A 21,307-nucleotide genomic window follows, 5' to 3' on the forward strand; every position below is an offset into this window, starting at 1 on the left:
GCTCGAGGTGAGTTCAGCAGCAGGATGCAGCGCGGACGGGACGACCATCCATGTCCTGCAAGCGGGCGGTGTTGTCTTGCAGCCATTGGGCGTTGGCCTGCAGTGTTATCTGGAGTATCTGTTGCACCCAGGCGGGTAATTCCGGATTCAGACGGTAGTAGACCCATTGGCCCTGGCGACGATCCAGGAGCAGACCGCAGCTACGCAACAGACCAAGATGCCGACTGACCTTCGGCTGGCTGTCGTCCAATGCACACATGAGCTCGCAGACACACAGTTCGCCTTGGCTGACGATCAGAAGAGTGGCGCGAGCTCGGGTCTCGTCGGCCAGGCATTTGAAAACCTCGGAGGGGCTGATCATGAATCAAGCTCTATACATATGGATAATCAAATATACGGATATCCATATGTAAAGAGCAAGACGGCTTTTCATACGCCGAGTCGACTTAGGATGAGTTGACTGGAATGGCTCGTCCCTTCTCTTCTCTTATAGGGACAAGAGACGCTCGACGGCCAGGACCAAGGCAATGATGATCATTGCAGTTCCTGAGATACGACTGACAAGGATGGCAGCCCCTGGCCGTGTACCGAGAGCCGCCTTTGCGCTGAATCCAACAACCAGGTAAACCACACCGCAGCTGATCGCGTGGATCATCCCAAGCGTGAGAATCTGAAAGGGTAAAGACCAGGCCCTCAGGGGATCAGTGAACGGGGGTAGCAATGCAAGAAACAGCAAAAAGACTTTTGGATTCATTCCACTCACGCAAAGCCCTTTCAACGCCCAGCTTGACCAGGTACCCACTTGCGCGCCTTCGCCTCGGGACGGCAGCGGGGGGTTACGCAACAGCTTGAGACCCAGGCAAAACAAATAGCCCGCTCCGCAAATTGTAAGCATCGTCAAGGCGTAGGGGAGTTTCATGATCAGGCCGCCCACTCCGGCAGCTACGGTCAAGGTTGCCACCAGATGGCCGCAGAGCAATCCTGCGACAGCAGGTACTACGAATCGACCTTGCAGCCCCGCAGATATGGCATACGCCCAATCCGCTCCTGGGGTAATAACAAAGAGAAATGACACCGCCCAAAACGCTGCAAGCACATCCAGATCCACGGAAAACTTCCTTTCAATTCTAATACCAAGGACATGGCAATCGCCCTTATTTAGAAATAGAAGGATAATCAAGTGATCGCAGGATTATCTTCCCTATATAATCGTCGAACGACTGTTAAGCGGAAGATTTCTTGGTATGGATCGAATGGACAGGAAGATTCTTGCCGAGCTGCAAAAAGACGGTCGTCAGTCCCTCACGGATCTGGCAGAGCGTGTGGGGCTTAGCTTGTCTCCTTGCCATAGGCGTGTTCGAGCGCTGGAAGACAAGGGGGTCATCGTGGGATATCGAGCCCATCTTTCAGCGGCTGCGCTTGGCTTCAATTTTTCGTCCCTCGTGTTCGTGACCTTGCGAGAAGGGCACCAGCAAGCGGTCGCAGACTTTGAGGCAGCCCTGCCCGGGATTCCTTACGTCATTCAGGCACAAAGACTATTTGGCGATCCCGACTATCTGCTTATGGTGGTCACCAAAGATTTGCCTGCCTTCCAGCAGCTGTATGACGAACAGCTGTCAAAATTGCCCAATGTTCAGCGTTTGTCGTCCACCTTGGTAATGAAAAATGTGATTACCGATCGGCACCTTCCTTTGTGATGGAGCATGACCTCGGTTTTCCTGATAGCGACACCGCTCTTGGCTGAGAGGCGCCCCTGCGACAGCCCACCGTTCGCGCCGTGAATACATCACAGCCTGTCTGGAACAAGCCTTGAACCTACCTGGGGCATGAGGTGCAGATAAGCGACCTCTATGCCATGGGATGGCACCCCATGCTCAGTGCCGACGATTTTACTTCCCGCGCCGATGCCGACCACTTTGATGCGTCGAAAGAGCAGGCATATGCCCAGTGCGGTGGAACGGTGTGCAACGATGTCGAGCTCGAGCAGGCCAAGGTCGCAGAAGCAAACTTGGTGATCTTCCAATCCGTTCACTCAACAGGAAGCTGGTGCTTCGGTCCGAGACGGACGATCTGACCCGTCTCGCCCACTTGGTGCGAGACTTACCGATCCCAAATCGCGAAATCGATCGACCTGGTCAAAGCGGGAATCCCGCTTTTAAAGCCAAGTCGGAATTCCGGCTTAGGGCTTTTACGAGGACGCCGCAAAAGTACGGAGACCCTCCACCGTGTCGATTTCAAAACAGTGGAGGGCTCCACTACGCTCACAGAGACCAAATCGTCTCACTGAGACCGATCGGGCTCACTGGGCCAGCGGGTCGGCTCAGTGCGAGATCATCAGATCAGTCGAGTCGACGGAAATTGGTGGTTTCGCCGCGGCTGGCCAGTCCCAAGCAAGCCTGCTGGTTTTCCGCATCCTTGGTTGCTGGTTTTCCCACTGGTGGCCAGGGAGAATGCACTCGATTTTGAGTACATCTCAACCGGCGAAAGGCTCCGCCAGTATTCGGAATACCCTGACGTCTTACAAGGAACCGGCCAGCTTGGTTTCAAGAACGCCTTCTTTGCCCTCAGCTTCAGGTACCAGATGGAGCTGGCTACGTGCGTAGCCGAAACCCATTTTCACTTCCTGCCATACATAGACGTTCTTGCCCGGCTGAGTATTGACCTTGAGCATCGTCAGGTTCTCGGCGTCAGAGCCGATTGTATGGTCGCCGGCTGGGACATCGGCTACCAGGTAGGTATGCGCTGCGGTGGCGCCGATCACGCGACCGTCGACCGTCACAGTCATCTTGATGGCCGCGCCCATAGTCTCGTTGCGGTAGATGTAGATCCTCGACATATCGGGCAAGGTGCCGAAGCGCTTCATCTCGCTATCGGCCACTGGGTCACCCATTGGCACCGAGGCGCACCCGTGCAGAGCGCCGATTAGGGCAAGTACGCCCGCTAGCTTTTTCATTTGATGTCCTATCTATCGATAGTGGCGACGTGCCACCGGCCGAGGTTTATACCCTGGCCGGAAGCGTCTGCCAATCTTCCTCAGTTCTACGGAGATACACGCTGTCCAGTTTTGGACACATCGCCGTGATCTATCCATCTTTGGATGCACTCTCAACCTGAGGATGGAGTAGATCCGCGCCACTTGGTGCCCCCCGCATGGTCGTCGGTCATCGCTCTTTGTGAATCAAGAAACCGGCCAAGCGATGAAAAGTGTGGGAAGCACTCGACGCCTCTGGGACGTTCGGGCTTTTATATCAGTGACACATCCGGGCAAAGTCGAAGTGGGGATCAACCGTCCGTGCTGTGACTGCCCCAGTCCATTAACCTGACCTTGGCCAGCTTCCCCACGCACACCTGGTTGTAAAACCGAAACTGGATATGATGGGCTGGCGCAGAACGCGGCCAATTCGTGGTTTTCATGTGGTCATTCCCGAGACGTGGGACATGGTTGCCAGTGAAAAACACTGCAAGACTGTGAAAACCATCAGCTGGAAACTTCAACATTCTCACCAGGCCGGCCGCCCAGGTTCACACCAACCTCGCGTAAAAGGCTGCGAACCGGACGTGCGAACCACGGGTGCGAACTTGCCCGGTACGCACGCCGGAACGTGTACCAGCGGGCATCCTTCATCGCGTTCCGTGGTGGATTCACTCACTACATCTACGTGAAGATCGTGCATGAAAAGCTGCATGAATCTTGGCGATGAAGGTGAGCAGAGTTGATGTGACTTGCTGTAGCCGACAGTACCTAAAGGTTGATAGTACCTTTCATGTAAAGCACTGCCTTTCCTGAAATGATGACCCGATCCCCTATTAACTCACAGGTTAACTGGCCTTTGCGCTTTCCGCCCTGCTCGGCAGTTAAAACTTGCTTGCCAAGCCGCTGGGCCCAATAGGGCGCGAGCGAAGTATGTGCAGATCCTGTTACAGGATCTTCATTTACCCCAACGTTTGGGCCAAACCAACGAGACACGAAATCGAATCTTTCGCTTCTGGCTGTCACCGCGACGCCACGCTTGGGCAGCTTTTTGAGAGTGGCAAAGTCAGGGTTTAGACCAGCAACAATCGCTTCGCTCTCCACCACAACAATATAGTCGTCGGTTGCAAGTATCTCGGCGGTATCGATTCCTAATCCTGCCAATAAACCCTCTGGTGGTGCGCAAGGAATCGGCGTTTTTGCGGGAAAATCCATGGCAAGGCCATCAGTCGCCTGGCTGACGCGTAGCTCGCCGCTGCGTGTGGAGAAACGAAGCACCTTAGGCTTGTCAGATAATTCATTGAGGATCACCCAGGCCGTAGCCAATGTTGCGTGTCCGCACAGATCAACCTCCACTTCTGGAGTGAACCAGCGCAGCTCGTACACATCACCTTCGGGCACTACGAAGGCAGTCTCAGAAAGGTTGTTTTCCAAGGCAATGGCCTGAAGCTGGTCATCAGGCAGCCACTCATGCAGAGGGCAAACGGCTGCAGGGTTACCGCCGAAGGGCTGGTCGGAAAAAGCATCGACTTGATAAATGTCCATTTTCATCTCGAGCATTCCTTTGACTTTGAAGGCACAGGACACTAACAGTGGTCCGTAAGCACGTCAAAATTTGGCTAGTGCCACGCTTCTGCGCAGTCACCTCTTGCCATCGCGGGAAGACACACAGGGCATATTGCTTGGGTGATTTCATAAACAACAAAGCCCGCACTAGGCGGGCTTTGTTGGGCGTTTCGTAGACAGTCATAGACTTCTGGAAACTGGTCTCTGGTGCCGGAGACAGGAATCGAACCTGCGACCTTCGCGTTACGAGTGCGCTGCTCTACCGACTGAGCTACACCGGCGTGTTGGCAAAGCTACCACCGCCGGTGCCGTTACGCAAACCCCTGTTTCCCAACAGCTATTACCTCACCCAGGCCGTTTCGGTCACGGCGCCTTGCACCCGGCCGGGGCCAGGTCTTCCTCAAGGGTGGTCGTGCAGCTCCAGCCGGCGCTCGAACGCACCAGGGCGACGGTCTTGCCCACCACGTTGGCCGGGCCGTCGATCAGTGCACAGGTAATGTTCGCGCTACCCTCCGCCGCCTTTCCCGCCACGGTCGTCGTGCAATGCGCGGTGGGAGAGCGGCCGCCGAGGCTGGCGACGTCGTTGACATCCTTGCCTTCGTTCAGACGCAGCTCCATGGCAGTCCTTAGAGCGGAAATTTCCAGCAGGCCCGCCGCGGCCTTGGTGCGCGACTGGTGGTTGGTGTACATCGGGATGGCGATGGTCGCCAGAATGCCGATGATCGCCACGACGATCATCAATTCGATCAGGGTAATGCCTCGTTGCCCTTTCATGAACGCTGTTCCTTGTCGATACGGGTGGTCTGGACGCCTTGCCGGGCGGCGCGCAGTAGGCCTGAACAGACACCTTTTGTCACCCCTGCCCGTCATTGCGTCATCTTCGCTGGACTACTCTAGTGAGCTTCACGCACCCCTGCCCGGGATAGGCGGGGGCAAGCTGTTACGGGGCTTGTCGCACACAGCAGAGGACGCTTGCATGAGCACGAAAACGCATCTGTTCGCCTGGGAAGGCATCGACGCCAGCGGGACACCCGTCAAGGGTCAGGCCAGCGGGCGAACCTTGACCATTGTCCAGGCAGGACTACAACGCCAGGGTATCCAGGTATCGCGACTGAGAGTGGCGAGCCGGCTGACGTGGCGACTGCCCGCGCGCGCTGGCAAGGCCGACCCGGCAGGCTTCAGCCGCCAGTTGGCGACGCTGCTCAAGGCGGGTGTGCCACTGTTGCAGGCGTTCGAAGTCATGTCGCGCAGCGGCTGCAGCGCCAGCCTGGAAACGCTGCTGCGCACTTTGGGCCGTGATGTGGCGGCAGGCTTGAGCCTGGCGGATGCCCTGCAGCGCAATCCGATGTGGTTCGACGCGCTCTACTGCGACCTGGTCCGAGTCGGGGAACAGTCGGGCACGCTTGATCGGCAGCTGGAACAGTTGGCAGGCATGCTGGAGCAGCGTCAGGCGCTGCGCAAACGAGTGCGCAAGGCGATGCTCTATCCATTGCTGTTGCTAGTGACGGGATTGAGCGTGGCGGCTCTGTTGCTGCTCGAGGTGGTGCCGCGATTCCAGAGCCTGTTCGCCAGCTTCGATCGTGCCTTGCCGGCGTTCACTCAGTGGGTGATAGACCTGTCGCAGGCGCTGGCCAGTCATGCAGGCTGGCTGGCGCCATCGTTGTGCGTCAGTGCCCTGGGTCTGCAGCAGGCCTATCGGCGCAAGCCCGAGGTGCGCGTCTGGTTGATGCGTCAGGCGCTGCGCCTGCCGATCCTCGGGATGTTGCTCAGCCAGGCGGCACTGGCGCGTTTTGCCCGCTGCCTGGCGACGGCCTACTCCGCGGGCGTGCCGCTGCTCGACGCGCTGGCGACCGTGGCGCCGACGAGCGGTGATCCGTTGCACGAGCGGGCCATCCTGCGTTTGCGCCAGGGCATGGGCAATGGTCAAGGGCTGCATCAGGCGATGGCCGAGGATCCTTTGTTCACGCCGCTGCTGATACAACTCTCGGCGATCGGCGAGAGCAGTGGCACACTGGACGAAATGCTGGCCCGGGCGGCCAGCCATTACGAGGATCAGGTCAGCCAGTCGCTGGAGCAGTTGACTAGCCTGCTGGAGCCCGCGATCGTGCTCATTCTCGGTGTCCTGGTGGGCGGCCTGGTGGTCGCCATGTACCTGCCGATCTTTCAATTGGGTAACCTGATCTAGAGATGAATCCGTGGATTTTCCTGGCCGACCAGCCGCTGTTTTTCCTGGCCATGGCGGCCTTGCTCGGCCTGTTGGTGGGCAGCTTTCTCAATGTGCTGGCGTATCGCCTGCCCATCATGCTGGAGCGCCAGTGGCAGTGCGAAGCGCAGGAGGCGCTGGGCCTGTCGACGACCACTCACGAGCGCTTCGACCTGTGCCTGCCGGCCTCGCGATGCCCCCACTGCGGGCATCGCATTCGCGCGTGGGAGAACATCCCCGTGCTGAGCTACCTGCTGCTGCGCGGACGTTGCGCGGCGTGCAAGGTCGGCATCGGCGTGCGCTATCCCCTGGTGGAGCTGAGTTGCGCCGCCTTGACCCTGGTCGTGGCCTGGCATCAAGGTCCAAGCCTGACGGCGCTGGCGTTGATGGCACTGACCTGGGGCCTGCTGGCCTTGAGCCTGATCGACGCGGAGCACCAGTTGCTGCCGGACGTATTGGTGTTGCCGCTGATCTGGCTTGGGCTGATCGTCAACACATTCGGTCTGTTCGCCTCCTTGCACGACGCGATCTGGGGCGCCGTGATCGGCTACATGAGCCTATGGTGCGTTTTCTGGATGTTCAAGCTGATCACCGGCAAGGACGGTATCGGTTATGGCGACTTCAAGCTGCTCGCGATGTTGGGTGCCTGGGGCGGATGGCAGGTACTGCCGCTGACCTTGCTGCTGTCGTCGGTGGTCGGGGCGCTGATCGGGTTGTGCCTGCTGCGGCTGCGCAGCGCTTCCATCGGGACGGCCATGCCGTTTGGCCCTTATTTGGCCACGGCGGGGTGGATCGCAATGCTCTGGGGTGATGAAATGTACACCTCCTACCTGCAACTGATCGGATACTGATGACGACCGCGGCATTTACTCCCTGGATACTCGGACTGACGGGTGGCATCGGCAGCGGCAAGAGCGCGGCCGCCCAGCGCTTTGTCGACCTTGGCGTGCACCTGGTCGATGCCGACCAGGCCGCGCGCTGGGTCGTCGAGCCAGGCCGCCCTGCCCTGGCCAGCATTGTCGAGCGCTTCGGTCCCGGCGTGCTGCTTGCCGACGGGCAACTCGACCGCGCGGCGCTGCGCACGCTGATTTTTGCCGACCCGAGCCAACGGCAATGGCTGGAAGCACTCCTGCACCCCCTGATCGGCCAGGAAATCTTCAGCTACCTGGCCAAGGCCGAATCGCCCTATGCGGTCTACGTTTCGCCCTTGCTGATCGAGTCCGGTCAGTTCCGCAAGACCCAGCGCGTGCTGGTGATCGACGCCGCTCGGGATTTGCAGGTGCAGCGCACGCTACAGCGTGACAACACCAGTCCCGAGCAGGTCCAGGCCATTCTTCAGGCACAGCTGTCTCGGGAAGAGCGCTTGCGTCACGCCGATGACGTGGTGGTCAACGACCGCGACCTGCCCTGGTTGCATGAGCAGATCGATCGCCTGCACCATTTCTACCTGACTTTGAGAGGAGGCCAGCCATGAGCCAGCCATTGACCATCGAATGCCCTACCTGCGGCGCCCCCGTGGAATGGAGCGCGGCCAGCCCATTCCGGCCGTTCTGCTCCGATCGTTGCAAACTGATCGACCTGGGCGCGTGGGCGTCCGAGGAGCACAAGATCGAGGGTTCCGTCGAGTCGGAAGACGAGCTGTATTCGGGCGATCTCGAATCGCGCCACTGATCGTCAGCCCTAGGGCTCGTCATCCTTCCACGGCGCTTGCAGATAGCGGGTGCGGTTGAAGGTTTCGAGCCAATCGGGGCAGTACACCACCAGGGCACTGACCACGGTGCCATTGATGAAAGCCTCCGGAAAGACGATCAGCCAGAGGTAGCCGACGAAGTCCCCCAGCCACTGCGGCATGGCGAAACGTCCATCCCACCACAGCACGACGAGCCCGAGCAGCAGGCAGAGCAGAGCTGTCAGCGCGGCCGCGAAGAACCCCGAACAGAAGATATAGACGAACAGGTTGCGCGGCTGCGCTCGCTCTACGGCTGCGGCGCAGGCTTCGGTGACCAGCACGGGAAGCCCCACCAGCAATAGGCCGTTGATGCCGATCGCGGCCAGATCCAAGCGCCCCAGCGCCAGCAGCCCGAGCTGGGCGAGGCAGCCGCCGAGGATCGCCAATGGCCAGTCGAGCAGCAACGTGACGGCGGTCATCCCGATGATGTGGTAGGACACGCCGGTGTCGAAGTCACGCCTGACCAGCCAGAGGGCGAACAAGGCGAAGATCGTCCCGAACAGCAGATGCTGGCGTCGGGAGTCGGCGAACAGCTCGACCCAGCCGGTTCGCGCGCCAGCCCAGAGCAGTAACGGTACATAGCCCAGCCAGCCGATGGACAGCGTCGTGGTGGACAAGACCTGTGCGCTGATCACCTGGGCTTCACTCCCGCCATTCGTTGACGAACAGTCTGAGTCTAGCCTCATTCGGCTACCACACATGCACACCGGCGATTCCTGAACAGCTTCAGCGTCTTACCGTCATGGAATGCGGCTAAGCTTGCTTGATGGATGACTCAGACTACTTGCGCCTGCTCACGATTCAGGCCGAACAAGCCAATGCTTTTCTGTCCAATGCCCGCAAATGGGAGCGCGAGCGTTGGGTCTGCCAGCGTCTGCTGCAAGGCCTGAACATCCCCTATCGTGCCGAAGAGTTCGCAGCCGCCGGCCAGGAGCCACCGGACGTGCTGTTTCGCGATGCCGCGTTCGAAGTGTTCTTCGTCCTGGATGAGGGTCGACGCCTCAATGACGAGTGGCGCGAGGAATTGCACCGACGACGCAGCGCGTTTTCCCTCAGCCAGCTGGTGCGCCGCGAGGCGCGACCTCGCCGCATCAGTGCCTTGGAGCTGTTGCAACGACTGGCGCCGACCTTGCGCAAGAAGGCGCACAATTACCAGGAGCGCGGCCTGGACCTGGGTGAACTGGACATCATTGCGTTCGCCAGTCTCAAGCGCGAAGTGCTGGACCTCAACAGTCATTTTCCGCCACCGACCGAATATCTGCGCCAGGGTTGGCGCTCGCTGTCGCTGGTCGGTCCGACCTTCGCGCGGGTGCTGTTCGCCCACCCTGACGCACCCGATTTCCTGCGTGGCAACCTGGGCCGCAGTATCGTGTTCGATGTGGGGATAAGTCTTTGATCCACTGCCGCTGACTCGCGAGTTGGCGTACACTCGGCGTCAGCGTTGGAAGCATTATCATTCGTGCTGACGACTTGCGTGAACGCTGTAGCCTTTGCGCACTCACAGACGTCTACCTGACGAGGCCTACCATGACCAGCCGCCTGAATCCAGAAGATCAGCGTCGCGTCGATGAGTACCTGCGAGCCCCCCAGCATCAAGTCGAGCGCAAGCCTTTCCGGCCGTGGCTGCTCCTTGTTCTGGTGGTGGCCGTGACCATCGGTCTGGGCCTTCTCAGCCGCCTCCTGAGCCATCTGGTGCTATGAGCTGCCTTGCGCTCGCCCGATCCGCCCGCCTCGCGCGGCCGGCCTCTCAGGACCCGAATTCCGTAAACCTTATGAGATATCCCCATGACTCATCGCATCGTGATTGTCGGCGGCGGCGCCGGCGGCCTGGAACTGGCGACCCGCCTGGGTAAAGGCCTGGGCAAGCGCGGCAAAGCCGAAATCACACTGGTCGACGCCAACCTCACCCATATCTGGAAGCCGCTGCTGCACGAAGTGGCCGCGGGCTCGCTCAACTCTTCGGAAGACGAGCTGAACTACGTGGCCCAGGCCAAGTGGAATCATTTCAATTTCCAACTGGGGCGCATGAGCGGTCTGGACCGGGAGAGCAAAATGATTCAGCTGGCTGCGACCCTCGACGAGGAGGGTCGCGAGCTGCTGCCCGCGCGAACCCTGGGCTACGACACGCTGGTCATTGCCGTTGGCAGCAATACCAACGACTTCGGCACCCTCGGTGCGGCGCAGCACTGCCTGTTCCTAGACACGCGCAAGCAGGCCGAGCGCTTTCACCAGCAATTGCTCAACCACTACCTTCGTGCCCATGCCGGCGATGTCGCCAGCGAGAAGATCAGTGTGGCCATCGTCGGTGCCGGCGCCACGGGAGTGGAGTTGGCCGCCGAGCTGCACCATGCCGCTCATGAGCTGGCGGCCTACGGCCTGGACCGGATCCAGCCCGAGGACATGCATATCACCGTTATCGAAGCGGGGCCGCGTGTATTGCCGGCATTGCCCGAACGAATCAGCATTCCCGTGCACAAGACGCTCGAGAAGCTCGGTATCACGGTGATGACCAATGCCGCGGTCAGCGAAGTCACGGCCGAAGGGTTGAAGACGGCGAGTGGCGAGGTCATCCAGGCCAGCTTGAAGGTCTGGGCCGCGGGTATCCGTGCGCCCGCGTTCCTCAAGGACATCGACGGCCTGGAAACCAACCGGATCAACCAACTGGTGGTGCGCCCTACCCTGCAGACGACCCTGGACAATGACATCTTCGCGTTTGGCGATTGTGCCGCGTGTCCGCAGCCCAATAGTGACCGCAATGTGCCGCCACGCGCCCAGGCGGCGCATCAGCAGGCTTCGATGCTGGCCAAGAGCATTGCGGCGCGCCTGGAAGGCAAGCCACTGCCAACCTATGAGTACAAGGATTACGGCTCGCTGGTATCGCTGTCGCATTTCTCGGCAGTCGGTAACCTCATGGGTAACCTGACAGGCAGCGTGATGCTGGAGGGCTGGTTGGCGCGGATGTTCTACGTGTCGCTGTATCGGATGCACCAGATGGCGCTGTACGGGACGTTCCGCACCTTGATGCTGATGCTGGGCAGCCGAATCGGACGCGGTACCGAGCCCCGCTTGAAACTGCATTGAGGGTCTGACCCCACGCAGACCTGCTGGACGCTTCCCGGAACCGACCTTGCCCCGTGCAGGGTTGGTTGGCCAGACACTTGGTACGGAATCGGGAATACAGGACGCAGAAATGAAAAAAGGGCATCTCTCGCGAGATGCCCTTTTTCATGAAGATGGTCGGGGTGAGGGGATTCGAACTCCTGACATCCTGCTCCCAAAGCAGGCGCGCTACCGGACTGCGCTACACCCCGGTACAAAAAAGGCACCGTACAAGGTGCCTTTTCTGCTGGCTCGATGTAAACGACATCGGGCCTTTAAAGATTAGAGCTCAGCATCTGAACTCTAAAATGGTGGGTCGTGTAGGATTCGAACCTACGACCAATTGGTTAAAAGCCAACTGCTCTACCAACTGAGCTAACGACCCAAAAATGGTCGGGGTGAGGGGATTCGAACTCCTGACATCCTGCTCCCAAAGCAGGCGCGCTACCGGACTGCGCTACACCCCGAATTTGGCTCCGCGACCTGGACTCGAACCAGGGACCCAATGATTAACAGTCATTTGCTCTACCGACTGAGCTATCGCGGAACTACAACTCGTCCAACCTTTACTACAAGCTTCGAATGTCGATCAAATCGCTTCGAACTCTTCGACTTCCGCATCGCTGCGTTGATGTCTCTGAGGCGCGCTATTCTACAACCTTCAAAACCCTTGTCAACCCCTAATTTGCATTCAACTTACTGATTTGCAACTTTTTTTCAGATCCCCGAATTTCAGGGAGCTGGGAGGTGACTTACAGCGGGGCGCATATTAAAAGCACTCGCTGGAAAATGCAAAGAAAAATTTTACCCGGTACCGAATGCCAGAGAGCCAGGAGATAGATACGCCACATCGATACCGCCCTGGCCGTACCGGCGAATCAAAACCCGTGAAGAAAAAAAGGCCTCGAATCGAGGCCTTTCAGGATTACACCTGACAGGATCAGGCAAACACGATCTGTTCGCCGTCGACCTTGGCGGTGATAGGAGTACCTGGCAGGAACTCGCCCGACAGGATCAACTGCGCCAGCGGGTTCTCGATCCATCGCTGGATCGCGCGCTTGAGGGGCCGCGCGCCATAGACAGGGTCATAACCGATGGCAATCAACTTGTCCAAGGCCTCGGGCGTCAGCTCCAGGCTCAGCTCGCGCTCTGCCAGGCGTGCACGCAGGCGACCCAGCTGGATCTCGGTAATGCCCGCGATCTGCTCGCGACCCAGGGGCTCGAACACCACCACTTCGTCGATGCGGTTGATGAACTCTGGCCGGAAGTGCGAACTCACGGCATCCATCACCGCCGCGCGTTGGGCCTCGCGATCCCCTACCAGCTCCTGGATCTGTGCCGACCCCAGGTTGGAAGTCATCACGATCACCGTATTGCGGAAGTCCACGGTGCGGCCATGGCTGTCGGTCAGGCGACCGTCCTCAAGCACCTGCAACAGCACGTTGAACACATCGGGGTGCGCTTTCTCCACTTCGTCGAGCAGTACGACCGAGTAAGGCTTGCGCCGCACGGCTTCGGTCAGGTAGCCACCCTCCTCATAGCCGACATAGCCTGGTGGGGCACCAATCAGGCGAGCGACGGAATGTTTCTCCATGAACTCGGACATGTCGATGCGCACCATCGCCTCTTCCGTATCGAAGAGAAACTCGGCCAGCGCCTTGCACAGCTCCGTCTTGCCCACGCCGGTCGGGCCGAGGAACAGGAACGAACCACTGGGGCGATTCGGGTCCGACAACCCGGCGCGGGAGCGACGCACGGCGTTGGCCACAGCGACGACCGCCTCGTTCTGACCTATCACGCGTTGGTGCAGCAGAGCTTCCATCTTCAGGAGTTTCTCCCGCTCGCCTTCAAGCATCTTGGAGACCGGGATTCCGGTCCACTTGGACACCACTTCGGCGATCTCTTCCTCGGTCACCTTGTTGCGCAACAGCTGATTCTCGGTCTTGCCGTGCTGGTCGACCATCTGCAGGCTGCGCTCGAGATCGGGAATTACGCCGTACTGCAGTTCGGCCATGCGGCTCAGGTCGCCACGGCGACGAGCGGTTTCCAGCTCCTGGCGCGCTTGCTCGATCTTTTGCTGGATCTGCGCGGAACCCTGCACCTCGGCTTTTTCCGAGGCCCAGATTTCTTCCAGGTCTGAATACTCACGCTCCAGGCGAGCGATTTCTTCGGACAGCTTCTCGAGGCGCTTCTTGGCTGCCTCGTCGTCTTCCTTTTTCAACGCCTGGGATTCCACTTTCAACTGGATCAAGCGACGCTCGAGACGATCCAGCACTTCCGGCTTGGAGTCGATTTCCATGCGGATGCGGCTGGCGGCTTCGTCGATCAGGTCGATGGCCTTGTCGGGCAACTGGCGATCCGTGATGTAGCGATGGCTGAGCTTGGCCGCAGCAATGATCGCACCGTCGGTGATGGCCACCTTGTGATGCACTTCATAACGCTCTTTCAGGCCGCGCAGGATGGCGATGGTGTCTTCCTCGCTCGGCTCTTCCACCAGCACTTTCTGGAAACGTCGCTCAAGGGCCGCGTCCTTTTCGATGTACTGGCGATATTCGTTCAAGGTGGTCGCGCCGACACAGTGCAGCTCGCCACGGGCCAGGGCCGGCTTGAGCATGTTGCCGGCATCCATGGCGCCCTCGCCCTTGCCGGCGCCTACCATGGTGTGCAGCTCATCGATGAACAGGATGATCTGGCCTTCCTGCTTGGACAGCTCGTTGAGCAGGGACTTGAGGCGCTCTTCGAATTCGCCACGGTACTTGGCGCCAGCGATCAGCGCGCCCATGTCCAGGGCCAGCAGGCGCTTGCCCTTGAGGCCATCGGGGACTTCGCCATTGATGATGCGCTGGGCCAGGCCTTCGGCGATGGCGGTCTTGCCGACGCCGGGCTCGCCGATGAGCACCGGATTGTTCTTGGTACGCCGTTGCAGGACCTGCACCGTGCGGCGGATCTCGTCATCGCGACCGATGACCGGGTCGAGCTTGCCCTCTTCGGCGCGCTTGGTCAGGTCGACGGTGTACTTGTCCAGCGCCTGACGAGACTCCTCGGCGTTCGGGTCGTTGACGGCCTCGCCGCCGCGCAGGTTGCTGATGGCGTTCTCCAGCGCCTTCTTGCTGACGCCCTGGCCGAGGAGCAGCTTGCCGAGCTTGCTGTTCTCGTCCATGGCCGCGAGCAATACCAGTTCGCTGGAGATGAACTGGTCACCCTTCTGCTGGGCCAGGCGGTCAGCCTGGTTGAGCAGCCGTGCCAGGTCCTGGGACATGTTCACGTCGCCGGTAGGGTTCTGGATTTTCGGCAGTTGGTCCAGTTCCTTGGTCAAGGCCTTGCGCAGGCCATTGATGTCGAAGCCCACCTGCATCAGCAGGGGCTTGATCGAACCACCCTGCTGCTCGATCAGCGCCTGCAAGAGGTGCAGGGGCTCGATCGCCGGATGGTCCATGCCGACGGCAAGGGACTGGGAATCGGATAATGCAAGTTGCAGCTTGCTGGTCAAACGGTCTATTCGCATGGGTATACCTTCCTGATAAGGGCAGGCCGGAGCGATGGACACACCTGATGGAGAAACCTGCCAGAGATACCCTAGTAGATGAGGTTGATTCTGGAAGATTCAAGCGCAAAGCGGTTGACGTAGATCAGAGCGGAGCGAGCCAGACCAGGGAAGCGAAGCGACCGCCGTGCGGCGTACGGCGATAAGAGAAGAAGCGTGGATCGCTGACGGTACAGAAGCCACCGCCATGGACGGCAGTGACACCGCGTGCCGCCAGCCGTATGCGGGCCAGGGCATAGATATCGGCCATCAGCTTGCCCGCGCGCTCGCCCGCCACGAAGGCCTCGCTGGCTTGCGGATGCGTGGAGGTAAAGGCATCGCGGACTTCCAGACCGACCTCGAACGCCCGTGGGCCGATGGCTGGCCCCAGCCAGACCAGCACGTCCTCGGCTGGCAAGGCCAGGCGATCGAGGGTCGCTTCCAGGACACCGCCCGCCAACCCACGCCAACCCGCATGGGCGGCCGCGACACGGGTACCGGCACGATCGCAGAACAGCACCGGTAGGCAGTCGGCGGTCATGGCCGTACAGGCGATGCCTGGCGTTGCCGTCCAGCTCGCATCCGCTTCGGCAACGATCGAGGGGTCGGCGTCGGCCACCACCACGCCGTGCAGCTGCCGGAGCCAGGCCGGACGGATGCCGAAAGGCTCGCTCAAGCGGCGCCGGTTCTCGGCGACGGCCCGCGGATCGTCGCCCACGTGGTCCCCGAGGTTGAAGGTATCGTACGGTGGCAGGCTGACGCCGCCAGCCCGCGTGGTGACACAGGCGTTGACCGAGGCCGGGGCTGGCCAGTCGGGAATCAGCAACGCTTGTGTCAGACCGTTCATCCGATAAAGCTCTCGCGGTCCTGCTTGAGCAGCGACAGCAGCCAGACGAAGTCATCCGGCAAGGGCGACTCCCAGCCTATGCGCTTGCCGGTGGCTGGGTGATCCAGTTCGAGGAAGCGCGCATGCAGGGCCTGACGCGGGAAGGTCTTGAGGGCATCGACCATGGTCGGGTTGGCCGCGGGCGGGATACGAAAGCGCCCGCCGTAGGTCTGGTCACCCACCAGCGGAAAGTTGACATGCGCCATGTGCACACGGATCTGGTGGGTACGCCCGGTTTCGAGCTTGACCCGCACATGGGTATGCGAACGGAAGCGCTCCAGCACACGGTAATGGCTGACCGCCGGCTTGCCGCCTTCGGTGACCGCCATGCGCTGGCGCTGGCCGCCATGACGCCCGATCGGCGCGTCGATCTTGCCACCGGCGGTCACTACGCCGATCACGATGCACTCATAGATGCGGCTGACACTGCGGCGCTGCATCTGGGCGACCAGGTTGGTCTGCGCCTGCAGGGTCTTGGCCACCACCATCAGACCCGTGGTGTCCTTGTCCAGACGGTGGACGATGCCGGCCCGCGGAACGTTGACGATGTCGGGCACATGATGCAGCAGCGCGTTGAGCAACGTGCCATCGGCATGGCCGGCCGCCGGGTGGACCACGAGCCCCGCAGGCTTGTTGATCACCAGGATCTGATCGTCTTCGTAGACGATATCCAGCTCGATGTCCTGCGCCATCCACTCGCCCTGGGCCTCGTGCTCGGCCTCCAGGGCCAGCATCGCGCCACCGTGGACGGTGTCACGGGGACGAAGGACGGCGCCATCGACAGTCAGGCGGCCCTCCTTGATCCACGAAGACAGGCGCGAACGCGAGTACTCGGCGAACAATTGGGCGGCGACCTGGTCGAGCCGTTGGCCGCCCAGCTCGGACGGGACCTCTGCACTTAGTTGAATGATCTCAGACATGCTCGAATCAGCGGGCGCACAGCCTTTGGTTCAACTGCGCGCTTGTGGTTAAATACGACTTCTTTTGCCCCGGGGTTCACCGGGGGCGCTCATCATAACAGGACGGCACCGCCCAAGACAGCGGCCGTCAAAGGGACGCAAGCCGCCATGCAAGTGAAACACCTGCTGCTGATCGCCATCCTCGGACTCACTGCTGCCTGTTCTTCGACGAAGGAAGTCATCGACGAAAACCTGAGCGAAGCCGAGCTGTACCAGCAGGCGCAGGCCGACCTGGACAACCACAGCTACACCAGCGCCGTCGGCAAGCTGAAGGCACTGGAGTCGCGCTATCCGTTCGGCCGCTACGCCGACCAGGCACAGCTCGAGCTGATCTACGCCAACTACAAGAACGCCGAGCCGGAAGCCGCCAAGTCCGCTGCCGAGCGCTTCATTCGTCTGCATCCTCAGCATCCGAACGTCGACTACGCCTACTACCTCAAGGGCCTGACGTCGTTCGACCAGGACCAGGGCTTGCTGGCGCGCTTCCTGCCGCTGGACATGACCAAGCGTGATCCGGGTGCCGCGCGCGACTCGTACAACGAGTTCGCCCAGCTCACCAGCCGCTTCCCCAACAGCCGCTACTCGCCGGACGCCAAGCAGCGCATGATCTACCTGCGCAACCTGCTGGCCGCCTACGAAATCCACGTGGCCGACTACTACATGACTCGCCAGGCCTACGTCGCGGCAGCCAACCGCGGTCGCTACGTGGTCGAGAACTTCCAGGAGACCCCTTCGGTCGGTGACGGCCTGGCCGTGATGACCGAGGCCTACCGGCACCTGCATCTGGACGAGCTGGCTAACACCAGCCTGGAAGCCCTGAAGCTCAACTACCCCGATCACCCTAGCCTGGTCGACGGCGAATTCGCGCCCAAGCAGGGCGAAGCCTACAACCGCTCCTGGCTTTCCAAGGCTACCTTGGGCCTGATCGAATCCGATGCTCCGCTGCCACCGGGCGAGACACGCGCCAACCAGGATGTCATCCGTCAGTTCGAGGATGCCAGGGCCGACATGCCGCGAGAGCTGCTGCCCAAGGACGAAGACGGTAACCCGATCGAGCCTGAAGGCCCCAAGGAAGCGCAGAACAGCCGCTCCTGGTTCAGCTACATGACCTTCGGTCTGTTCGACTGATCCATTACGCGAGCATGAAGGGATGCCCTGGCCTAATGCCAGTCAGTTAAGCCCCGCAATCTGCAATTGGGGCTGCTTCGCATCCCTTCGCGGGCAAGCCCGCTCCCACAAGAAGTGCGCAACTCCTGAGTCAGCGCTCAACGTGTGGGAACGGGCTTGCCCGCGAAGGGGTGCGAAGCAGCCCCATTGGCCTTAACTGACAAAGCATTAGGCCCAGGCCTCCCTTTTTTCATGGCCGCGCTCTAGACTGTCGACTCTACCCTTCGACAAGCTGGACACCATGGTTCGCCTACTTTTCTGGATCGCCCTGATCGCCGCCGCGTTCTGGCTGTGGCGCAAGTTCAAGATCAGCCAACAATCGCATTCCAATGCCCGCTCCGACCGTGCGCTGACGATGGTTCGCTGCGCCCAGTGCGGCGTGCACCTACCTGATGATCGTGCCCTGCGCCTGGGCAATGACTGGTATTGCAGCCAGGCGCATCTCGAGAAGGGGCCCGGACCGAAGCAGTAAAGCAGGGCCGGCCCGCCCCCTTAGTCATTGCGGGATGTCATAGGCGCCCTGCCGGCGCATAAGGCGCCGGGTCGATGATCGGCTTACGCCCCAGCAACAGGTCGCTGAACAGCTGGCAGGACGCCGGCGCCAGGACCAGGCCATTGCGATAATGACCGCAGTTCAGCCATAAGCCCTGATGGTCCGGCACCGCGCCGATGTAGGGAACTCCCTCGGGTGACCCCGGACGCAGTCCAGCCCAATGCCCCACCGGGACGGCATCGGCGAGCGCCGGCAGCAGCTCGATGGCCGAAGCCATCAGGCTGCGCAGTGCGTCAGGGGTCGGGGTCTTGTCGTAGCCCGCGTGCTCCAGGGTGCTGCCGACCAGAATATGTCCGTCGCGCCGCGGAATCGCGTAGCGCCCCTTGGCCAGTACCATGCTTGGCAGGAAATCCTGTTCGCACTTGAACAGGATCATCTGACCCTTGACCGGTTCGACAGGCATGTCGATACCCAGGGTACGTAGCAGATCGCCGCTCCACGCCCCCGCGCTGAGCACTACTTCATCGGCCGGCAGCACGCCGAAGTCGGTCATTACACCCGTGATCCGCTTGCCTTCCCGATGGAAGCCGCTGATTCGGCAGTGCTCGCGCAAGGTCACGTTAGGCAGCGCCAGCAACGCCGCCCTCAATGCCTTGACGAGGCGTGGATTACGTACATTGGCGACACCGGCCATGTATAGCGCGCGCCTGAAGCCGGAGCCCAGTACCGGAACCGCTTCATAGGCCGCCGCGATGTCTACCGAGCTGAGTGGCCGACCTTCGCGAGCCGCCCAGGCAAGCGCTTCGGCTTCGTCGTCGAGGTCCAGCCAATACAGCCCCGTAGTATGCACCTCGGGGTCTATCCCGGTGCTGGCGAACAGTCTCTCGCCCAACTGCGGATAGAAATCCTGCGACCAATGGGCCAGCGCGGTGACTGCCGGGCTATAGCGCCACGGATACAGCGGGGAGACGATACCGCCGCCTGCCCACGACGACTCGCGCCCGACCTCGCCCTGATCGCACACCACGACCTGTTCGACTTCCGCCGCCAGGTGAAACGCTGTCAGCAGGCCGATGACTCCACCGCCGACAATCACTACTTGCTTGCTCATCTGTCGATCCAACACCTGAAGAAAACCGCAGCGCCGCAACCAGCGCCATTCAACCTTCAGCTTCCCCAGCAATCCGTCGTATCGGCAAGACTGCCCGGATTACTCTGCGCGCCGGCTTGGTCAAGCACGAAATCGCCGCAACGGTCTGCCTCCATCAGCCCCCGCGGCAGACGCTTGGCAAGCAGGCGGAAACCTTCGCCATCACGCTGGGCCTGCACGCTGTAGTAACGGCTACCGCTGGGCATGGGGGTGACCAGCCGATCGCCGTCGTCATACTGGCCGACCAGAGAATAGTGGCGCTCCAGGCGCAACGCGGCGTCGTGCAGCAGGCTGACGGCCTCGACTCGCGCGGCGCGCCTGAGCTGATCGTTGTAACTGGGGTAGGCAATGGTTGCCAGAATGCCGACCACGGCCACGACAATCAACAATTCGATCAGGCTCAGCCCTTTTTGCATCAATACTCTCCGCCTATCGTTGGCGCCAGGTAATTCGTCGAGGCGCCTGCGACTGCCCGACATCAAAGGCGTAGACCGCTTCAAGCACGCGCCGTCCACGGGCCTGGCGACTGACTGCGGTGACCCGCACCAGCGTCACTGACGAAGCGGCGGATGTGTGTGCCGCCAGCGTGGTATCGCCCAGGTTCTGCAGCAGGTAGAAGCCTTCGTCGACAGCCTGCCAGACCTGATCGCCCTTCTCGTCCCCCGCTACATCGGGATAGGACGGTAGTCGGCAGGGTAGGCAAGGCAGTGGCACCTCCGACAACAGGCGTGTACCAGCTTCGACGAGCACGGACTCGGCCTGCTCGAAGGCGCGTGTGGCAGCCATCAGGTCGCCTGACAGGCGTGCTTGTAATTGCGCATCGTGCAGGGCGGATGCTCCGAGCAGGCCCAGCATCAAGAGCAGGACCAGACCGACCAACAGGACGACACCGCGCTGACGTTTCATGAGGACGAGAGCCGATTGCGCAGGGTTACGCTGTACGCATAGCGCTGTTCGATACCGTGCGTCGGTTCGAACAGGGTGAGCTCCAAGTCCAACCGCTCGTACTCTCCTTGTGGCACCCGGGTGATACGCAGGTCTCGAACATGACTGACCAGCGCCGCGGTGATTCCCCCGCTTTTCAGTATCAGCCGATCACCGCTCAATCGGTACGAGCGCCTCAAGAGCGGAATCGCGATCTCGCCGGCGCCCGCCGCCCGCGCGCCCTCGTGGACGCTGGCCTTGGTCCTGCAGTCGGTAATCAATGTCCAGTCCGGCCGGACGCCGGCTTGCTCCAGTTCCGCTCCGACGAGGTCGAGCGTATCGAGACGTCCGTCGGCGGCCTGTCGCAACAGAAAAGGTCGAGCGATGGCAGGCACTGCCCTTTTGTCTTCGAACTCGATGACACTTCTCTTCAGGCAGCCGAACATACCGGTCATGCGCAGTTCCTGGGCCATGCGCTGCAGGACCAACCGCGCATCGTCCTGCAACGCAGCCGTAACTCCCTGAATGCGCCACGCCTGATGGCCCGCGACGAATACCTGGGTAGCGCCTGTCAGTACCAGCAGCCCCAACCCAAGCGCCAGCACGGCTTCCAAAAGACCGAACCCCTCCTGGTGTC

General features: G+C 60.8%; 23 protein-coding genes, 5 tRNA genes and 1 pseudogene. 11 read left to right on the forward strand and 18 right to left on the reverse strand.

What is annotated here, in order from left to right:
• Positions 1–13: 13 nt before the first annotated feature.
• Both G7009_RS12455 and G7009_RS12460 read right to left on the reverse strand, forming a co-directional pair.
• The gene (locus G7009_RS12455; RefSeq protein ID WP_181130375.1) at positions 14–361 is read right to left on the reverse strand and encodes a metalloregulator ArsR/SmtB family transcription factor; all 348 of its coding nucleotides are present in this window, start codon (positions 359–361) and stop codon (positions 14–16) included.
• A 126-nt stretch (positions 362–487) separates the two neighbouring features.
• Positions 488–1,108 carry a LysE family translocator gene (locus G7009_RS12460; protein WP_181130376.1) on the reverse strand — a complete coding sequence of 207 codons (621 nt, stop codon included), beginning with the start codon at positions 1,106–1,108 and terminating at the stop codon, positions 488–490.
• Positions 1,109–1,244: 136 nt separating this feature from the next.
• Between G7009_RS12460 and G7009_RS12465 the strand changes: the two genes are divergently transcribed.
• Positions 1,245–1,697 carry an Lrp/AsnC family transcriptional regulator gene (locus G7009_RS12465; protein WP_181130377.1) on the forward strand — a complete coding sequence of 151 codons (453 nt, stop codon included), beginning with the start codon at positions 1,245–1,247 and terminating at the stop codon, positions 1,695–1,697.
• A gap of 125 nt (positions 1,698–1,822) precedes the next feature.
• Positions 1,823–2,074, forward strand: a pseudogene (locus G7009_RS12470) (hypothetical protein); the annotation flags it as partial.
• Positions 2,075–2,518: 444 nt separating this feature from the next.
• Here G7009_RS12470 and G7009_RS12475 read toward each other — a convergent pair.
• The 4 genes from G7009_RS12475 to G7009_RS12490 form a co-directional block, all read right to left on the reverse strand.
• Complete coding sequence (locus G7009_RS12475) at positions 2,519–2,953, reverse strand: DUF2846 domain-containing protein (RefSeq protein ID WP_181130379.1); 435 nt, start codon at positions 2,951–2,953, stop codon at positions 2,519–2,521.
• 789 nt (positions 2,954–3,742) lie between these two features.
• The gene (locus G7009_RS12480; RefSeq protein WP_181130380.1) at positions 3,743–4,522 is read right to left on the reverse strand and encodes a PhzF family phenazine biosynthesis protein; all 780 of its coding nucleotides are present in this window, start codon (positions 4,520–4,522) and stop codon (positions 3,743–3,745) included.
• Positions 4,523–4,742: 220 nt separating this feature from the next.
• Positions 4,743–4,818, reverse strand: a tRNA-Thr gene (locus G7009_RS12485).
• A gap of 82 nt (positions 4,819–4,900) precedes the next feature.
• The gene (locus G7009_RS12490; protein ID WP_181130381.1) at positions 4,901–5,311 is read right to left on the reverse strand and encodes a pilin; all 411 of its coding nucleotides are present in this window, start codon (positions 5,309–5,311) and stop codon (positions 4,901–4,903) included.
• A 202-nt stretch (positions 5,312–5,513) separates the two neighbouring features.
• Between G7009_RS12490 and G7009_RS12495 the strand changes: the two genes are divergently transcribed.
• The 4 genes from G7009_RS12495 to yacG are packed head-to-tail and all read left to right on the forward strand — an operon-like array spanning position 5,514 to position 8,411.
• Positions 5,514–6,722: a type II secretion system F family protein gene (locus tag G7009_RS12495; protein ID WP_181130382.1), complete on the forward strand. Its 1,209-nt coding sequence runs from the start codon at positions 5,514–5,516 to the stop codon at positions 6,720–6,722.
• Positions 6,723–6,724: 2 nt separating this feature from the next.
• A complete protein-coding gene (locus tag G7009_RS12500) occupies positions 6,725–7,591 on the forward strand; it encodes a prepilin peptidase (protein ID WP_181130383.1) in 867 nt (288 codons plus the stop codon).
• Positions 7,591–8,214, forward strand: coding sequence for a dephospho-CoA kinase (gene coaE / locus G7009_RS12505; protein ID WP_181130384.1), 624 nt, complete (start codon positions 7,591–7,593; stop codon positions 8,212–8,214). Before G7009_RS12500 ends, coaE begins: the two co-directional genes overlap by 1 nt.
• Entirely contained in the window at positions 8,211–8,411 is a 201-nt protein-coding gene (gene yacG / locus G7009_RS12510) for a DNA gyrase inhibitor YacG (protein ID WP_181130385.1), read from the forward strand. The genes coaE and yacG overlap by 4 nt, the downstream gene beginning before the upstream one ends.
• Before the next feature lie 9 nt (positions 8,412–8,420).
• On the opposite strand, the gene G7009_RS12515 is transcribed toward yacG, so the two are convergent.
• Positions 8,421–9,155, reverse strand: a complete 735-nt coding sequence (locus G7009_RS12515) for an energy-coupling factor ABC transporter permease (RefSeq protein ID WP_181130386.1) — start codon at positions 9,153–9,155, stop codon at positions 8,421–8,423.
• 80 nt (positions 9,156–9,235) lie between these two features.
• On the opposite strand from G7009_RS12515, the gene G7009_RS12520 reads away from it, so the two are divergent.
• From G7009_RS12520 to G7009_RS12530, 3 genes are all read left to right on the forward strand, one after another.
• A complete protein-coding gene (locus tag G7009_RS12520) occupies positions 9,236–9,865 on the forward strand; it encodes a DUF1780 domain-containing protein (protein WP_181130387.1) in 630 nt (209 codons plus the stop codon).
• A 131-nt stretch (positions 9,866–9,996) separates the two neighbouring features.
• Entirely contained in the window at positions 9,997–10,170 is a 174-nt protein-coding gene (locus G7009_RS12525) for a DUF3094 family protein (RefSeq protein WP_181130388.1), read from the forward strand.
• Between the two features lie 84 nt (positions 10,171–10,254).
• Positions 10,255–11,550, forward strand: a complete 1,296-nt coding sequence (locus tag G7009_RS12530) for an NAD(P)/FAD-dependent oxidoreductase (RefSeq protein WP_181130389.1) — start codon at positions 10,255–10,257, stop codon at positions 11,548–11,550.
• 153 nt (positions 11,551–11,703) lie between these two features.
• Here the strand turns inward: G7009_RS12530 and G7009_RS12535 are convergent.
• From G7009_RS12535 to rluD, 7 genes are all read right to left on the reverse strand, one after another.
• Positions 11,704–11,780 (reverse strand) — tRNA-Pro (locus tag G7009_RS12535).
• Positions 11,781–11,877: 97 nt separating this feature from the next.
• A tRNA-Lys gene (locus G7009_RS12540) sits at positions 11,878–11,953 on the reverse strand.
• A 5-nt stretch (positions 11,954–11,958) separates the two neighbouring features.
• A tRNA-Pro gene (locus G7009_RS12545) sits at positions 11,959–12,035 on the reverse strand.
• A 4-nt stretch (positions 12,036–12,039) separates the two neighbouring features.
• Positions 12,040–12,115, reverse strand: a tRNA-Asn gene (locus G7009_RS12550).
• Positions 12,116–12,508: 393 nt separating this feature from the next.
• On the reverse strand, positions 12,509–15,073 hold the full coding sequence (clpB, locus tag G7009_RS12555; RefSeq protein ID WP_181130390.1) for an ATP-dependent chaperone ClpB: 2,565 nt from the start codon (positions 15,071–15,073) through the stop codon (positions 12,509–12,511).
• A gap of 124 nt (positions 15,074–15,197) precedes the next feature.
• Positions 15,198–15,938 carry a peptidoglycan editing factor PgeF gene (gene pgeF, locus G7009_RS12560; protein WP_181130391.1) on the reverse strand — a complete coding sequence of 247 codons (741 nt, stop codon included), beginning with the start codon at positions 15,936–15,938 and terminating at the stop codon, positions 15,198–15,200.
• On the reverse strand, positions 15,935–16,897 hold the full coding sequence (gene rluD, locus G7009_RS12565; protein WP_181130392.1) for a 23S rRNA pseudouridine(1911/1915/1917) synthase RluD: 963 nt from the start codon (positions 16,895–16,897) through the stop codon (positions 15,935–15,937). The genes pgeF and rluD overlap by 4 nt, the downstream gene beginning before the upstream one ends.
• Before the next feature lie 147 nt (positions 16,898–17,044).
• On the opposite strand from rluD, the gene G7009_RS12570 reads away from it, so the two are divergent.
• Entirely contained in the window at positions 17,045–18,064 is a 1,020-nt protein-coding gene (locus G7009_RS12570) for an outer membrane protein assembly factor BamD (RefSeq protein ID WP_181130393.1), read from the forward strand.
• Between the two features lie 280 nt (positions 18,065–18,344).
• Entirely contained in the window at positions 18,345–18,575 is a 231-nt protein-coding gene (locus G7009_RS12575) for a PP0621 family protein (RefSeq protein ID WP_181130394.1), read from the forward strand.
• A gap of 37 nt (positions 18,576–18,612) precedes the next feature.
• Here G7009_RS12575 and thiO read toward each other — a convergent pair whose 3' ends face one another.
• Genes thiO through G7009_RS12595 form a run of 4 tightly spaced genes read right to left on the reverse strand, consistent with a single transcriptional unit; the run spans position 18,613 to position 21,284 of the window.
• Complete coding sequence (gene thiO, locus G7009_RS12580; protein ID WP_181130395.1) at positions 18,613–19,707, reverse strand: glycine oxidase ThiO; 1,095 nt, start codon at positions 19,705–19,707, stop codon at positions 18,613–18,615.
• A gap of 56 nt (positions 19,708–19,763) precedes the next feature.
• The gene (locus tag G7009_RS12585) at positions 19,764–20,162 is read right to left on the reverse strand and encodes a type IV pilin protein (RefSeq protein WP_181130396.1); all 399 of its coding nucleotides are present in this window, start codon (positions 20,160–20,162) and stop codon (positions 19,764–19,766) included.
• Between the two features lie 13 nt (positions 20,163–20,175).
• Positions 20,176–20,652, reverse strand: a complete 477-nt coding sequence (locus G7009_RS12590) for a hypothetical protein (protein ID WP_181130397.1) — start codon at positions 20,650–20,652, stop codon at positions 20,176–20,178.
• Positions 20,649–21,284, reverse strand: coding sequence for a PilW family protein (locus tag G7009_RS12595; RefSeq protein WP_181130398.1), 636 nt, complete (start codon positions 21,282–21,284; stop codon positions 20,649–20,651). The genes G7009_RS12590 and G7009_RS12595 overlap by 4 nt, the downstream gene beginning before the upstream one ends.
• Positions 21,285–21,307 lie beyond the last annotated feature (23 nt).

It is taken from the genome of Pseudomonas capeferrum, from assembly GCF_013523055.1.
In the GTDB taxonomy this organism is placed as follows: Bacteria; Pseudomonadota; Gammaproteobacteria; order Pseudomonadales; family Pseudomonadaceae; genus Aquipseudomonas; species Aquipseudomonas capeferrum_A.

What these genes read in the sequence shown, in the direction of transcription:
- G7009_RS12455 (WP_181130375.1), bottom strand. Translation starts at nt 361, where the DNA reads ATGATCAGCCCCTCCGAGGTTTTCAAATGCCTGGCCGACGAGACCCGA.
- G7009_RS12465 (WP_181130377.1), top strand. Translation starts at nt 1,245, where the DNA reads ATGGATCGAATGGACAGGAAGATTCTTGCCGAGCTGCAAAAAGACGGT.
- G7009_RS12475 (WP_181130379.1), bottom strand. Translation starts at nt 2,953, where the DNA reads ATGAAAAAGCTAGCGGGCGTACTTGCCCTAATCGGCGCTCTGCACGGG.
- G7009_RS12480 (WP_181130380.1), bottom strand. Translation starts at nt 4,522, where the DNA reads ATGAAAATGGACATTTATCAAGTCGATGCTTTTTCCGACCAGCCCTTC.
- G7009_RS12490 (WP_181130381.1), bottom strand. Translation starts at nt 5,311, where the DNA reads ATGAAAGGGCAACGAGGCATTACCCTGATCGAATTGATGATCGTCGTG.
- G7009_RS12495 (WP_181130382.1), top strand. Translation starts at nt 5,514, where the DNA reads ATGAGCACGAAAACGCATCTGTTCGCCTGGGAAGGCATCGACGCCAGC.
- G7009_RS12500 (WP_181130383.1), top strand. Translation starts at nt 6,725, where the DNA reads ATGAATCCGTGGATTTTCCTGGCCGACCAGCCGCTGTTTTTCCTGGCC.
- coaE (WP_181130384.1), top strand. Translation starts at nt 7,591, where the DNA reads ATGACGACCGCGGCATTTACTCCCTGGATACTCGGACTGACGGGTGGC.
- yacG (WP_181130385.1), top strand. Translation starts at nt 8,211, where the DNA reads ATGAGCCAGCCATTGACCATCGAATGCCCTACCTGCGGCGCCCCCGTG.
- G7009_RS12515 (WP_181130386.1), bottom strand. Translation starts at nt 9,155, where the DNA reads ATGAGGCTAGACTCAGACTGTTCGTCAACGAATGGCGGGAGTGAAGCC.
- G7009_RS12520 (WP_181130387.1), top strand. Translation starts at nt 9,236, where the DNA reads ATGGATGACTCAGACTACTTGCGCCTGCTCACGATTCAGGCCGAACAA.
- G7009_RS12525 (WP_181130388.1), top strand. Translation starts at nt 9,997, where the DNA reads ATGACCAGCCGCCTGAATCCAGAAGATCAGCGTCGCGTCGATGAGTAC.
- G7009_RS12530 (WP_181130389.1), top strand. Translation starts at nt 10,255, where the DNA reads ATGACTCATCGCATCGTGATTGTCGGCGGCGGCGCCGGCGGCCTGGAA.
- clpB (WP_181130390.1), bottom strand. Translation starts at nt 15,073, where the DNA reads ATGCGAATAGACCGTTTGACCAGCAAGCTGCAACTTGCATTATCCGAT.
- pgeF (WP_181130391.1), bottom strand. Translation starts at nt 15,938, where the DNA reads ATGAACGGTCTGACACAAGCGTTGCTGATTCCCGACTGGCCAGCCCCG.
- rluD (WP_181130392.1), bottom strand. Translation starts at nt 16,897, where the DNA reads ATGTCTGAGATCATTCAACTAAGTGCAGAGGTCCCGTCCGAGCTGGGC.
- G7009_RS12570 (WP_181130393.1), top strand. Translation starts at nt 17,045, where the DNA reads ATGCAAGTGAAACACCTGCTGCTGATCGCCATCCTCGGACTCACTGCT.
- G7009_RS12575 (WP_181130394.1), top strand. Translation starts at nt 18,345, where the DNA reads ATGGTTCGCCTACTTTTCTGGATCGCCCTGATCGCCGCCGCGTTCTGG.
- thiO (WP_181130395.1), bottom strand. Translation starts at nt 19,707, where the DNA reads ATGAGCAAGCAAGTAGTGATTGTCGGCGGTGGAGTCATCGGCCTGCTG.
- G7009_RS12585 (WP_181130396.1), bottom strand. Translation starts at nt 20,162, where the DNA reads ATGCAAAAAGGGCTGAGCCTGATCGAATTGTTGATTGTCGTGGCCGTG.
- G7009_RS12590 (WP_181130397.1), bottom strand. Translation starts at nt 20,652, where the DNA reads ATGAAACGTCAGCGCGGTGTCGTCCTGTTGGTCGGTCTGGTCCTGCTC.